This is a genomic window from Vibrio sp. LaRot3 (genome assembly GCF_027587025.1).
Taxonomy (GTDB): Bacteria; Pseudomonadota; Gammaproteobacteria; order Enterobacterales; family Vibrionaceae; genus Vibrio.
On record NZ_JAPPTI010000035.1, the window covers coordinates 1 to 328 of the forward strand.

2 tRNA genes are annotated in these 328 nt (G+C 48.5%); both read right to left on the bottom strand.

Going from position 1 to position 328, the window contains the following annotated elements:
* Positions 1-64: 64 nt before the first annotated feature.
* A tRNA-Glu gene (locus tag OH461_RS20085) sits at positions 65-140 on the bottom strand.
* 22 nt (positions 141-162) lie between these two features.
* A tRNA-Ala gene (locus tag OH461_RS20090) sits at positions 163-238 on the bottom strand.
* Positions 239-328 lie beyond the last annotated feature (90 nt).

Genomic DNA, 328 nt, shown 5'->3' on the forward strand with positions numbered 1-328 from the left:
ATTAAAGAGCAGATTTTCTGATGAAAACCATTTTTAAAAACTCTCAAGAGAGAATGTTTAAAGATGGTATCCCGTAGGGGAGTCGAACCCCTGTTACCGCCGTGAAAGGGCGGTGTCCTAGGCCTCTAGACGAACGGGACACGATATTCTTCCTAAGAAGAATGGTGGAGCTAACCGGGATCGAACCGGTGACCTCTTGCCTGCCAGGCAAGCGCTCTCCCAGCTGAGCTATAGCCCCAACGTGATGCTCTAAATTAAACCGTACCAATCTGTGTGAACACTCATCGCAATAATCATCGTATAAGGAGGTGATCCAGCGCCAGGTTCC